General features: G+C 68.5%; 14 protein-coding genes. 5 read left to right on the top strand and 9 right to left on the bottom strand.

All coding sequences use genetic code 11. The annotated features are described in order from the left end of the window. Positions 1-809 precede the first annotated feature (809 nt). From CKO28_RS24250 to CKO28_RS24230, 5 genes are all read right to left on the bottom strand, one after another. Entirely contained in the window at positions 810-1,496 is a 687-nt protein-coding gene (locus tag CKO28_RS24250; RefSeq protein ID WP_200343472.1) for a class I SAM-dependent methyltransferase, read from the bottom strand. A gap of 16 nt (positions 1,497-1,512) precedes the next feature. Next, positions 1,513-2,517 carry a sulfotransferase family protein gene (locus CKO28_RS24245; protein ID WP_200343471.1) on the bottom strand — a complete coding sequence of 335 codons (1,005 nt, stop codon included), beginning with the start codon at positions 2,515-2,517 and terminating at the stop codon, positions 1,513-1,515. Beyond that, positions 2,514-3,956 (bottom strand): lipopolysaccharide biosynthesis protein, encoded by a 1,443-nt coding sequence (locus CKO28_RS24240; protein WP_200343470.1) that lies wholly within the window; start codon positions 3,954-3,956, stop codon positions 2,514-2,516. The genes CKO28_RS24245 and CKO28_RS24240 overlap by 4 nt, the downstream gene beginning before the upstream one ends. A gap of 20 nt (positions 3,957-3,976) precedes the next feature. Then, entirely contained in the window at positions 3,977-4,948 is a 972-nt protein-coding gene (locus CKO28_RS24235) for a glycosyltransferase family 2 protein (RefSeq protein ID WP_200343469.1), read from the bottom strand. 275 nt (positions 4,949-5,223) lie between these two features. Beyond that, a complete protein-coding gene (locus tag CKO28_RS24230; protein WP_200343468.1) occupies positions 5,224-5,631 on the bottom strand; it encodes a hypothetical protein in 408 nt (135 codons plus the stop codon). A gap of 126 nt (positions 5,632-5,757) precedes the next feature. Between CKO28_RS24230 and CKO28_RS24225 the strand changes: the two genes are divergently transcribed. After that, positions 5,758-6,831 (top strand): glycosyltransferase family 4 protein, encoded by a 1,074-nt coding sequence (locus CKO28_RS24225; RefSeq protein WP_200343467.1) that lies wholly within the window; start codon positions 5,758-5,760, stop codon positions 6,829-6,831. Here the strand turns inward: CKO28_RS24225 and CKO28_RS24220 are convergent. Next, positions 6,819-7,454 (bottom strand): hypothetical protein, encoded by a 636-nt coding sequence (locus tag CKO28_RS24220; RefSeq protein WP_200343466.1) that lies wholly within the window; start codon positions 7,452-7,454, stop codon positions 6,819-6,821. The two genes, CKO28_RS24225 and CKO28_RS24220, sit on opposite strands and share 13 nt — an antisense overlap. Before the next feature lie 122 nt (positions 7,455-7,576). On the opposite strand from CKO28_RS24220, the gene CKO28_RS24215 reads away from it, so the two are divergent. Further along, entirely contained in the window at positions 7,577-8,407 is an 831-nt protein-coding gene (locus tag CKO28_RS24215) for a glycosyltransferase family 2 protein (RefSeq protein WP_200343465.1), read from the top strand. Further along, on the top strand, positions 8,407-8,898 hold the full coding sequence (locus tag CKO28_RS24210) for a hypothetical protein (RefSeq protein WP_200343464.1): 492 nt from the start codon (positions 8,407-8,409) through the stop codon (positions 8,896-8,898). The genes CKO28_RS24215 and CKO28_RS24210 overlap by 1 nt, the downstream gene beginning before the upstream one ends. Here the strand turns inward: CKO28_RS24210 and CKO28_RS24205 are convergent. From CKO28_RS24205 to CKO28_RS24195, 3 genes are all read right to left on the bottom strand, one after another. Further along, on the bottom strand, positions 8,895-9,395 hold the full coding sequence (locus CKO28_RS24205) for a hypothetical protein (RefSeq protein ID WP_200343463.1): 501 nt from the start codon (positions 9,393-9,395) through the stop codon (positions 8,895-8,897). The two genes, CKO28_RS24210 and CKO28_RS24205, sit on opposite strands and share 4 nt — an antisense overlap. A 103-nt stretch (positions 9,396-9,498) precedes the next feature. Then, positions 9,499-10,203, bottom strand: coding sequence for a fumarylacetoacetate hydrolase family protein (locus CKO28_RS24200; RefSeq protein WP_200343462.1), 705 nt, complete (start codon positions 10,201-10,203; stop codon positions 9,499-9,501). Between the two features lie 114 nt (positions 10,204-10,317). Next, positions 10,318-10,584: a hypothetical protein gene (locus tag CKO28_RS24195; protein ID WP_200343461.1), complete on the bottom strand. Its 267-nt coding sequence runs from the start codon at positions 10,582-10,584 to the stop codon at positions 10,318-10,320. A gap of 157 nt (positions 10,585-10,741) precedes the next feature. Between CKO28_RS24195 and CKO28_RS24190 the strand changes: the two genes are divergently transcribed. Further along, positions 10,742-11,206 carry a hypothetical protein gene (locus tag CKO28_RS24190; RefSeq protein ID WP_200343460.1) on the top strand — a complete coding sequence of 155 codons (465 nt, stop codon included), beginning with the start codon at positions 10,742-10,744 and terminating at the stop codon, positions 11,204-11,206. Between the two features lie 250 nt (positions 11,207-11,456). Then, on the top strand, positions 11,457-12,038 hold a 582-nt coding region (gene tnpC / locus CKO28_RS24185), incomplete at its 3' end, for an IS66 family transposase (RefSeq protein WP_200343473.1).

Here is a 12,038-nt window from a genome sequence, read left to right as displayed (position 1 = left end):
CGACACCCCGAAGCAGCATCGGGCCAAAGTCCGAGGACATGGCCCCGCCGTTGAACTCGGCCCGGACCGTGCAGCCCTTGACGGGATGAAATCGCAGCTGTTCTTGGTTACCCTCTGCCATGGGCGGACCTCCACGCTGATTTCGTGTATTGCCTCAGCGCCCATAACCCGCACGAATCCGCGGGTTCAAGGGAGGTCCGCCCTGCCTCCGTGCAAAATGGGGGTTAGGCCTCCTGGTTGAAAAGGGCGGCGAGCGCGGCGAAGCGGTCGCGTCCGATGAGAGCCGGCTCGCGGCTCAACGCGAGCGGCGCCTCCTTGTGGGCGGCATCGCGGTCAGTGTCGAGCGCGCGTTGTGTCTGCTGCAGTCCGGGCGGGGTGCCGTTGCTATGTGCCGGAGAGATCGCGCAGACGGACAGTGTTTCCGGGCCACCCTTGTCGGTGCCCTTGCGGGTGCGGGTGTTCCAGGGCGGCCCGATCGGTGGGCTGGATCGAGTTGAGGATTACTCGACCGGTCGGGGCCAGTCACTCGACCGAGGCCCGGACGTCGACGTCGTGGTGGTTCCAGACGTCACGTTGTGAGGTGACTTCGACCTCCACCTAAGTGTACAGCGGCTGACCCACGTGCATGTGCAGCTTAAAGTGTGGGTTTTGGACGGGAACCGTGGTTGTCGCGTCCGCATAATTCTCTTTGTGCGAGCGCGAGCAGACCGTCTGAGACGTGGTGGGTGCCGATTTGCCCCGGGAAGTGACGTTTACCGGGGCAACGCGGACTTCTGGTCAACGGAGCAGGTGCGCTGGACAGCCTGAGGTCAGGCTTTCCGCGGCGTCATCTCCAGCATGACCTGGCTGGCGTCTGGCAGGTGTGCGGGGTGACCGAGCTCATCCAGGCGGCCGAGCGGCGTTACCGTCAGGCCTGCAGTCTCGGCCAGCTGTTCGTAAAAACGAAGAGGCCGTGTTACGACCGGGAAACCCTGCCAACTCCCGTCGGGCGCCTCTCCCAGACAGACGTTCGCGAAGCACCGGCCCTGCGGTGCGAGATGACGGCCCACGAAGCTGATCGCCGCCCCGGCGATCTCGTCGGTCATGTGGAAGAGCACCGAGAAAGCCCAGGCGACATCGACCCGATGATCGAGACCGAGCGCGTCGAAGTCGCTGTTCTGGATCAGGCGCGGGTCCTTGTGCTCGAGACCGGCGGCCTCGAGCTCGCGCCAGGCCTCCGCGATCACCTCGGCGCGCACCTCGAGGCCGGTGTACCGGCCGGCGTGCAGGTGCTCGATGACCGGGATGCCGCCCCGCAACGTGCCGCAGCCGATGTCGAGGAACCGGTCGTCCGGGGCGAGACCCTGAGCGCGCAGAAAGGCGATCTGGAAGTCGCGCTTCAGCTGCCAGACCTCCGGGCGCCCGACCAGCGTGTGCCTGGTGGCTGACGCGCCCAGCTTGAGACGGCGCAACGCGCGTCGCAGCGGACGCCGGATCGGGATCGGGCTCTTGAGCATCCGAGGGTCCTCGCTGTCAGGAAGGAAACAGGGTAGCGTAGCCGGCGCGCACGAGCTCGTTATCGAGCAGAGGCGCCAGCTGAGCGCGCTGCAGGGCGGACATCTGCGCGCGACCTCGGCCGATCGAGGCCGCGGTGATCGGGCTCGCCACGTTGGCGTGGTGAGGCAGGGCGGGGACATCTCCCATCGCGGCGACGTGGCCCGTCTCCGCGATCGCCTCTGGGCAGTAGGAGATGGCGACGTGGTCGCAGACCTGAGCGAGTACGGCCTCGGGCGTCCGGACCAGGTCCTCGTAGCGCACCGTGAGCACCTGGCCGCCGGACACGCGGTACCGCGCGACCGCCCGGCGCGCGTCCAGCCACCGCTGTCCGGCCGCCCGTAGGTCCGGCTGCAGACCGGCGGCGACCAGCGAAGCCGCGGCGTCCGCGCCGTCGCGCAGCATCTCGACGAAGCGCGCGTCCGGAAACACCGCCCGGATCTCCTCCAGGCAGAAGGTGTTGATCGGGGTCTTGTCGCCCCAGCGCGCGCCGGGCTTGCCGTGACGCTCGGCGTGGATGCGGTAGATTGCGTCGAGAAGCCCCGCGAGCGAGCGGCGCTCAGGTGGCAGATCGGCGAGGGCTCCCTCGATCGCCCAGAGCTCGAGCCCGAACTCCGGGAAGTGGGGATGCGCCTGAAAGTGCGCGATGGCGCGGTGGACCTGCTCCGGCCAGCTGGCGGCCGGATAGCGCAGGAAATCCCAGACGACTTTCTTGAGAACGAAGCTCTCCGGGGGAATGTGCAGCTCCGGGGAGGCGCTCAGCAGGCGCCGCAGCAGGGTATTGCCGGAGCGCCCGCAACCGACGATGAAGACAGGGGCGGGCGTGGCTGGCCCGGATAGTGGGTGGCGCGGCCGAGTGAGGGCGCGCAGCGCCGTGACCCAGGCATCGCGCTGACCGGGTCCGAGCTCGCGTGCACGCCGCAGAGCCAGGCGCCGGCCGGGGTTCGCCACTGACTCGTCGCCGGGGAGCGTGTAGAAGATCATGCAGCCGACCCCCGGAGATGGCGCAGGTCGCGTGTCATTTCGCGCAGCATGGCGAGGCCGCCCGGCAAGGCAATCCAGAACGCCAGGGCGGCCAGGGCGAACACGCCCGCGCGGCCGGCGAGGTCAATCGCGGGCGTGGTGGCGAGTGGGCCGACCAGAAAGACGAGCGCGCTGGCGAGCACGGCGGTTGCCATTGGGCGGCCGGTCGCCGCGAAGAAGTCGCGCAGGCGAACGGGGGTGCCGTGGTAGCAGAGCATCAGCTGGGGCCAGCGGATCACCAGCACGATCAGGCTGTAGGTCAGGGCCATCTGCACCGGCCCGTGCGACACGGATAGCAGGAAGCCGGCCGAGACAATCGTCGCGCTGATCAGGCCAAGCCAGACCTGCCGGCGCACATGACCCCAGGAGACGAAGACCCAGCCGGTGGCGATGTTGGACGTGCCGATCAGCGCCGCGGGACCAAGCGCCTGGAAGATCGGAATCATGTCCAGCCACTGGGGCCCGAGCACGATGCGCACGAGCGGATCGATCGCGACGACCAGGAACGCGATCGCGGGGGCGGTCAGCGTCACGATCATCCGCAGCGACTTGACGTAGTAGCGGCGGTAGCGCTCGGGCTCGTCTCGGAGCCGGGAGAGTGCCGGGACCACGGCCTGGGTGATCGGCCCGTTGACCTGGCGCACGGGAAGCAGCAGCAGTTCGTAGGCCTTGCTGTAGAGGCCGAGCGCGCCCTCGCCCCAGACCCGGCCGACCAGGATGTTGTCCAGGTTGCGCGGGAAGAAGTTGATCAGGTTGAAGGCCGTGACGTGGCCGCCAAAGCCGAGCAACTGGCCGAGGCCTTGGCAGCGCGCCGGTCGGCCGGGACGCCAGCCGGCGCCAGCAGTGAGCAGCAGCGCGCTCGCCAGGTCGCCTGCCAGCGTGCCGTAGACGAGCGCCCAGGCGCCGGCCCCGCTGTGGGCGCTGACGACGGCAACGGCGATCCCGATGAGATAGCCCGAGACCTGGATCACGGTGAGGCGGCGCAGCCGGAGCTGGCGGCGCAGCACCGCGGAGGGCTGCACCTGCAGGCCTGAGAGCGCGAAAGACAGGCCGAGCGCGGCTGTGATCGCGACCAGCCGCTGATCGCCGTAGAACCAGCCCACAGCCGGGGCCAGCGCGGTCGCTGCGGCACTCAGAAGCAGCCCAGCCAGCACGTTGATCCAGTAGAGCGCGCTCAGCTGATCCTGGGTGATGCGGTCCCGCTGGATGGTGGCGGCGGAGAGACCGAAGTCTTTGAACAGGCCGACGAACGCGACGATCGGCGCGGCCATCGCCACCAGGCCGAAGTCGGCCGGCGTGAGCAGGCGGGCGAGGATCGCCACGCTCGCCATGCGCCCAGCAAACTTGACGGCCTGGCCGCCGAGCGCCCAGGCGCCGCCGCGCGCCGTGCGGCCGGCCATGTCCGCGCGACTGTCCATGACTAGAGGCGCTGCGCCAGGCCCGGGCCGAGGACGCGCTTCAGCAGCAGGTAGAAGCGGTTGATCAGCACCATGCCCGCGGCGTAGCGCGCCGGCGAGACGCGCGCGGCCGCCATCAGGATCCGCGGGTAGTTGCGCAGCTTGCGCTTGTAGACCCAGGCGTAGCCGACGAACATCCGCCGCGCGGCCCGCGGCCGGCCCATGCGCATCAGGATGTCACCGATGTAGTTCATGTAGTTGGCGCGCGCGTGCCGGTCGCCCTTGAGGTGCGCACGCAGGTGGCGCCGGTAGATCAGCAGGTGCCCGGCCAGGCGCTTGCGCTGGTTGCGCGTGATCCGCCCGGGGTCGTCGACGTCCTGATAGAGGAACAGAATCTCGGGGGTCGAGGTGAAGCGGGTCGCCTGGGATAGGCGGATGAACAGGTCGTAGTCCTGGCAGGCCGGATAGGCCGCGTCGAAGCCGCCGATGGCGCGCATGACCTCGGTGCGGATCAGGGCGCAGGAGGTGGCCCCGATCAGGTTCTTGCGCAGCATCTCCTGCGAGATGTCGCCCTCGGCCCCCTGGATCAGCTCGCCTTTGACCCGCCCGTCGTCGCCGTAGATCCGATAGCTAGCGACCGCGCAGCCGACCTCCGGGCCGGCGTCGGCGAACCGCGCCAGCAGCACCTCCAGGAAGCGCGGATCCCAGGTATCGTCGCTGTCGAGAAAGGCCACGAAGTCGCCGTCCGCGGCCGCGAGCCCGGCGTTGCGGGCCCGGCACGCGCCGCCGTTGCACGGCTGCTCGATCAGCGTCAGCGGGAACTCCTGGCCCACCAGCCGGGCCCGCTCGACGGTCGCATCGGTGGAGGCGTCGTCGACCACGATCAGCTGCAGGTTCGTGTGCGTCTGCGCCAGCACGCTGTCGAGTGTGCGCTCGATCGTGGACGCTCGATTGTAGGCCGGGACGATGACGCTGACGCGCGGCTGATCGGACATGACGGGACCCATGGTGCTGTGGTGTCCCGGAGATGGGTCTCTTTTCGGTTGTCGGGCTCACCGACGCGCGCGAATACGGTCGAATTTGCTTGGGTGCTGGGATTCGATGCGCGCCGGACAGATGCGAGTGGCCAGCCAGGGCCGCCCCGGTGCAGCGGGCCGTTAAGACGCTGTCCTGACGCGCGCCACATATGGACGCCGGCCGGCGCAACTACGGCGAAGGCAACGAGGCGGCCGCGTATGCGGCCATGCAGGGCTGACTGCCTGGCTGGGGACTAGCCGCCCTTACCGGAGTTGGCGCTGCCCTTGGCGAGATCCTGCGAGGGGTCGAAACCCTTCGGTGGCCGGTCGATGCGGAACGTCCGGCGCGGCTGGATCGGGCCGTTCACGTCCTCGTCCCAGAGCTCCTCCCGGAGGATCGGCATCTCGGACTTCGGCCGGGAGGAGTAGACCCGCAGCTTGACCTTGCCGGCTTCCGGTTCGCTGTCGACCCCCGACAGGCAGACCCAGACGTCGTTCTGCCGGTCGACGAGCTTCCAGGCGTGCTGCGTGACCTCCATGCCGGGGCCGTCGTGTGGCTGCAGGTAGCAGCTGGACGGTCCGTAGACCTTGGTCACCCGGTGAACCCGGCCGCCCGCGATCACGGCCTCGCCCTCGTACCGACCCAGAATCGGACTGCCCATCGAGACACTCCCGCGGGTGACGTCGCCTCGACCGAATCGGTCAGTTTGAAATGCACCGCAAGCGTATTCCGAACACGAACTACGGACTCATCTCAAGAGGGCTCACCGCACCCGGGAACCCTCACGATGCCGCGCGTCCTGTTCATAACCCGCAAGTGGCCGCCGGCCGTCGGCGGCATGGAGACCTACTCGCACGAGCTGGCGCGTGCGCTAGGCGACCAGGTGGATCTCGAGGTGCTGGCCCTCGAGGGTCGCGCGGACGGCCGGCCGCCGGCCGCGACAGCGCTGCTACGGTTCTTCCTCTCCGCCCTGACCCTGATCGCCCGGCATCGCCGCGGCTTCGACGTCGTGCACGTCGGGGACTTCGTACTCTACCCGCTGCTCGTCTGGCACAAGCTGATCGCTGGACGGGGCCGCCGAGTTGTGAGCGTGCACGGGCTGGATCTGATTTTCGGAAGCCGGGACGGCGGGCCTGCGGCTCTCTACCGTGCCTATATGCGAGTCGCCCGCTGGCTGGAGGCACACTGGCCGGTCGCCGACGCGGTGGTCGCGAACTCCCGGCATACCGCGGGTCTCGCAGAAGAGGCGGGCCTTTCCCGCATCCATCTGGTGCCGCTCGGTGTGCGGCTGCCGGAACGCGCGCCGGAGGCCCGGCCGGCGGAACCCTTTGTCCTGTTCGTGGGCCGGATCGTGCCCCGGAAAGGTGCGGTGTGGTTCGTTCGTGAGGTCCTGGATCGTCTGCCGGCGGACGTCCGTTTCAAGGTTGCCGGTACGGTGTGGTCGCAAGCGGATGCCGTAGAGCTCGGCAGTCATCCCCGTGTCGACCTGCTGGGCCGGGTGCCCGATGGCCAGCTGCAGCGACTGCGCCGTGAGGCGATCGCGGTGGTGATGCCGAACGTCGCGGGCAACGGCACCGACGTCGAGGGGTTCGGTTTGGCCGCTCTGGAGGCGGCGGCCGCCGGCGGGGTTCTGGTGGCGAGCGCGATCGAGGGGATCACCGACGCCGTGATCGATGGGGAGACCGGCTTTCTGCTGCCAAGCGGGTGCGCGCGGAGCTGGGCCGCTAAGATCGAGCACCTGGCTGGCTGGACGGAGGTCGAGCGCGCGGACCTCGTCGGGCGCGCGCGCGAAACACTGTCCGAGCGGTTCTCCTGGGAGCGGGTGGCCGCCGATACCATGGAAAAGGCTTATCTGAGCTGATCGCCCGGCTGGTTGCCGGGATCGAACATCCGGCGCACCCAGCGCAGCAGCCGCTCCGCATCGGGGAACTGCCGGCCTTTCCCGAGCCCCGCACTGAGGAAGAGCTCACCGTTCGGCATCATCTCAAGATCGGCCCGCCAGTGCCCGTCGACCAGGAGAGCGCGGTAGCCGCCGAGGTCGTCCGGTTCGAGACGGACCTCGGGTATCTGTGTGTCTTGCGCGGATCGCGAGGTCGCGGCGCGGGTGCGGGGGATGCTGGGAAGGGCGATTTCGCGGCCGTTCAGCGCGTCGATCAGCCCTCCCAGGTCGTCATAGATCTGCCCCTGGTAGACCGGGTATCCGTCTTGATCGACCTCGGCGTGGTCGATCGGCTCGCCGATCTCGTAGATCGTGAGGCGTTCGCCATCTGCCGGCAGGACGTGATAGCGGCGCTGGCCGAACGCTTTCAGCAGGCGGTGCTTGGCCGGGCGCTTGCGCGGCCGGTCATCGCCGAAGATCCGGATCAGGTCGGGATCCGAGGTTTCGACCTCTCCAACAAGGATGCCGAACCAGTGCAGCTTGCGTCCGTCGAAGTAGGCGGCTGCAGCGTTCGTGCGCGGGTGCCGGTATGGGGTCTTCGGCAAGGTACACCTCCGTTGACCGGAACGTACTTCACAACCGGAGTACGGTCAAAACGGTCTCCGGGAGTTCGGTTCTCGCCCGTCGGACCTATTTCAGGTTCGGTTGTTCCTTGTGGAGACGCGATATGTCCGCCGAACCTGCTACGGTCGCGATCACGCGGTCGCGCGAGCCCGACTGGCTGTTGGTCAACACCCTGAGGCATCTGGCGCGACAGTCGGGCGTGCGGCTCACTGTGCTGGTTCTGGACCAGCAGGATAGCGCGGTCGTCCGCACCAAGATCGAGGCCCTGCAGGAGCCGGAGGTGCGTTTCGTCTACGCGCCGATCGCCCCGTGCGGCATCTCGGAGGCCCGGAACCGCGCTCTGCAGCTCTGTGAGACGGACCTGCTGCTGTACTGCGACACGGACTGCTCGCCCGACCCGCTGTGGGCTGGCGAGCTGATCGCGGCGCTGGCGGAGCCGGATGTGGCGATCGCCGGCAGCCGGATCCTGCCGCGCTGGGCGGCGCGGCCGCTTGCGGTTGCACGCAGTCGGCTGGTCCAGGAGATGTACAGCCTGCTGGATTTCGGTCCGGAAAGCCTGGATGTCGGGAAGGTCGTGGGGTGTTACGCCGTGCGGCGGTCGCGGCTGGGGGGCGAGGCCTACTTCGAAGATGGCCGGGGCCGGGCTGGCGGGACCCTGCGCGGCGGCGAGGAGACCGACCTGTGCCGGCGCCTGGCGGCGCGCGGCCAGCGCGTGCGTTACGTCGGGTCCGCGCTTGTCTGGCACGAGATCCAGCCGGAGCGAATCCGTTACCGCTGGCTGGCCCGGCGCGTGTTCGCCCAGGGCCGTGACCGGGCTGGGGAGGGCAGAGCGCCTCAGCCCTCTCACAAGCTGGCTTTCAGCGATCTCGGCGCGCTGACCTTCATCCTGCCGTTCTACGCGGCCGGCTATCTCCGCGGGCGGGTATCGGCCTGATGGCGGTACTATCGATTCTGGATCAGTACGTCGATGGCGACGAGCAGCTGGTACTGAGCGAGCCAACGCAGCGCGAGGTGGTGCTGCACGCGGCTCCGCCGACCGATCTCGGCTTCGCGTGGGTCGCGCTCGACGGCCTTGCCGGACACGTCACCGTGATGCAGGGCCATCAGGTTCTGGTGCACCGGCCGACCGACGTGGTCGAGCTCATCAGCGGGCGCAGCGACGGTGGGCCGGCGATCGTGATCCGGAAGCTCGAGCCGATGACCGAGCTCGTTCTGGCGAGCCCGGGGTTGGCGCGGATCTGGGGCGGTTTCGGGCTGGTACGTCCAGACCGCACGCGCGCGCTGCTGGAGGGGGGCGGTCTTGCGGGTGTTGTGCGCGCGATCCATGACCATGCCGGCCGCGAGCTGCCGGACGACGCCCTCGGTCCGCGTGATCTCTCGGCGCCGGTTGCCGCGGTCTGGGTTCGGGTCGAGGATAAGGGCTAGGCAGGGGCGCCGGCCGCCGCGCTGATCGTATCGGGCATGCGTGCCTCCGTGCGCAGTGCGGCCGCCGTCTTGAACACCGCACTGGGTGCCACGAGCACGTCAAACGGCCACGCCCGGCTCAGTGGGAGTCGCAGCTCTTTCAGCATGTCGAAGACGTGCTCGCCATTCCCGATATTTTGGATCGGGCCGACACCGAGCTGCACGATGCATGGCAGCCAGGGAAGACCCTTCTGTTCCGCGATCCAGCATCGGTGGTTGCCGGCTTCCAGGCGGCCGTAGCCAGTCTCCATGCAGACCCTGAGGAGGATCGGATCGCGCATGCCGTCGCGCTGCAGGATGTCCCAGAAGGTGTCCATGTCGACGATGGCGTCGTTGGCGCCGCCATCGGTGTGCTGAGTGACCCGCGGGTTGCGGAACTGCGCGACCCAGCTGGTGGGCAGCAGCTCCACCATGCCGTATTTCGCGCACTGATTATGGCGCCAGGTGTCCGGGATCATCGGCGCAAGGCCCCCTCGAAGTGGCAAATTCGAGGGGGATGTGGTGGCGGCCGCGGATCGGCGACCTGGCGCAGCCGAAAGCCCGCCCCTCCATCGCCGGCGGTCAGCGAAAGCGTGCCTCGAGGGTCCCGAGGGGTCCGAACCAGCCGGTGACGAGATCGCCGGGGCGAACCGGCACAATGCCAACACAGGTGCCGGTCGTCACCCAGCTACCGCCCTGCAGCTGACGCCCCTCCCGGGCGAGCGCTTGGGAGAGATAAATGATCGCATTGAGCGGGTGCCCCAGCACCTCCGCCCCGGTCCCGGATGCGCGCTGCTGACCGTTGACCGTTGCAGTGACGGGCAGGGCTGCCAGGTCGGGCAACGCCGCAGGATCCACGTCGGTGCCGAACACGAACGTCACCGAAAGCCCGAAATCGGCAATGCAGGCGCGGACGTCCGGCCGCAGGCCGTCTGGCATGCGGACGCCGACGAGTTCGATCGCCGGGTGGACGGAGGCGACGAGGCGCGCGGCCTGGTCGAGTGTCTCGGGCGGGCGCGCTGGCGTCTCCTCGATCTTCACGGCAATCTCGCACTCGATCCCGAGAGCGCCCTCTGGAAGGTCGAGTTGCGCGCCGCTTGCAAAGGTGCGCTCTGCGAACAGGGCGGAATGAAAAGGGCCGGCGGCGCCGAGGCGCGTCTGGATCGCACGGCTGGTGGCGCCGATCTTGTGGCCCACGGGACGCCAGTCGAGTGCGGCCTCGGCCGCCTCGCGAAGGGCATCGGCCTCTTCGATGTCGCGCAACGACCCTGCCAGGGGCTCGGCCACGAGCGTTCCTGCATGGCGCGCTCGGGCGAGCGCTTGGGCTCGGCCGCTGAGGGCAGGGGAGCCGTCGTCGTGGTCCCGACTCATCTTGTGCTGACCGCACGAGGGAGCGTTAAGCTAACCATCGACCTGGACCCAGCCGTTCTTGAGGTAATGGTTGCGCACGACTGTCTTGTTGAAGAAGGCGTAGCCAAGGCCGACCAGGAGGCTGCCCGCCCCGAACGTGGGTGCGCCGATCACGAGGGCGAGCAGCAGGCTCACGACGGCATGCGGCCAGATCCCTTTGGCGGCGTAATAGATCGGCGCCCACAGCAGGACCCACAGCCAGGAAATCCCGGTCGTCGCCTCCTCGATATAGCCGTTTTGTGGGTTCTTGAAGCGCATGCGGCCCTCGTTGCCTGAACACACCCAGATCGCGACAACTAGCGGAGCTGATGTGCCGCGTCCACCGGGCGCGGGCTTTCGGGGAGTCGGGGGGGGCTTGATCGTGAACATCATCTCGGTTGGTCTGTGACCCGCGGCAGCGCGCGAGGAGGATGTCATGGCGGGTCCAACACACGCTCAGACGGCGGGCGCGATCCCGGTCGCGTTCGTGCTCTGCATCGTTGGCCTGTTTGTGGGTGAGCTCGCCAAGATGCTCTACCTGCTGTTCGTTGGGCCGATGTTCGAGGGCGGCGTGCTCAACTGGCTGTCCGGCGGGCTGTTCGGAGAGATCGCGCTGAGCTGGTTCCCGCCGCTGCTGCAGGGCATGATCGGCGGGACGGTCGGCATCTACCTCACGAGCCAGATCCTGAAGCGCGCGAACTACCTGATCGTCGCGTACGCGCTCGCGGCCGTCGTCGGCGCCTTCGGATTGGTGGGCGTCGCCGGCCTCCTGCAGCGCAATGGCGTCGACCTGGCCCAGGTTGCCGTCGTGGCCAATACGGTTGGCACCGTGGTCGGTCTGTTCATCGGATGGAGATCGATCCGGGAAGCCCGGCCAGAGACCGACGTTGCTCCGCAGTAGCGAGGCCGCGTGTCCGGATCTCCGGCCGCATTCGACGCGCAGTAAGGCGCTGGAATGGCCTAGCTATTCCGCGCTCGGGCAGGCGGGGTGACCGGCTGGATGGCCGCTTTCGTCCGGCGTTCACGGGAACCCTGGCGCACTCGCGACCGTCACTCAGTGTCGTGCGCCACCCGCTGTTTTTTTCTGGTGTCGAGCAGCTCACCGCAGGCGCGTCAGCCTCTAGGGCGGGGGACCTGGTGGCTATCGGGTCCTGTGCATCCACCGCGCCTACTACGGTTGCCGCACCTGCAGTTCCGCGGTCGTGCAGGCACCCGCGCCCGAGCAGCCGGTCGAGGGCGGCTACGCGACCTACACCCTGATCGCCCAGATCGCGGTCGGGAGGTGGGCCTGGCACCTGCCGCTCTATCGGCAGGCCAAGATGCTGGCCGGCCAGGGCATAATCATCGACCGCTCCACGCTGGCGACCTGGATGGCGCGGGCGGCCTGGTGGCTGCGGCCGCTCCACGAATGTCTGCTCAAGGCGGTGCTCGCCCAGCAGCGGGTGTATTGCGACGACACCCCGCTGCCGGTGCTGGCCCCCGGCACGGGCCGGACCAAGACCGGCCGGTTCTGGGCCTACGCGATCGACGACCGATTGTGGTCGGGGCCCGCACCGCCGGCGGTCGCCTACCTCTACGCCGAGGACCGCAAGGCCCGGCACATGGTCGAGCACCTCAAGAGCTTTACCGGCATCCTGCAAGTCGATGGCTATCAGGGTTACGGCCAGCTGGCCGACCGTGAGGCCCTGCCGATCACGCTCGCCTACTGTCTGGCCCACGCCCGCCGGAAGTTT

The organism is Rhodovibrio sodomensis (genome assembly GCF_016583645.1).
GTDB classification, from domain to species: domain Bacteria; phylum Pseudomonadota; class Alphaproteobacteria; order Kiloniellales; family Rhodovibrionaceae; genus Rhodovibrio; species Rhodovibrio sodomensis.
This window is presented reverse-complemented; position numbering and strand designations above follow the sequence as displayed.